1 protein-coding gene is annotated in these 308 nt (G+C 70.8%); it reads left to right on the top strand.

Annotated features, from left to right (window positions below):
- Positions 1–308 (top strand): ATP-binding protein (locus tag B2W70_RS14550; protein WP_286746746.1); only part of this gene is annotated, 308 nt, incomplete at both ends.

Below are 308 nucleotides of genomic sequence, written 5' to 3'. Positions count from 1 at the left end.
GGCACGGGCCTGGGCCTGGCGATCACGCGCAGCCTGGTCGAGCTCATGGGCGGGCGCATCGGCGTGGACAGCCGCCTGGGCGAAGGCAGCACCTTCTGGTGCACGGTGCGCTTGCCGGCCATGCCGGTGCTGGCAATGAGCGCCTCGTCCTCGATTGCGGTCGGCTCCTCGCACATGGCGCCGACCGCCGGCCCCCTCACGCAGACCCATCCAACCTGGGGCGCTCATGACAGCCTGTCAGCTCGTGCTCCTCGTGCAGACCCCACAGCCGATGCCTTGGCCGAGTTGCGCCAGCGTTTCAGCGGCGC

The organism is Aquabacterium sp. UBA2148, from assembly GCF_002328915.1.
Classification (GTDB): Bacteria; Pseudomonadota; Gammaproteobacteria; order Burkholderiales; family Burkholderiaceae_C; genus Aquabacterium; species Aquabacterium parvum.
The sequence above is the reverse complement of the archived record's forward strand: the minus strand, read 5'-3'. Positions and strand labels throughout refer to the sequence as shown.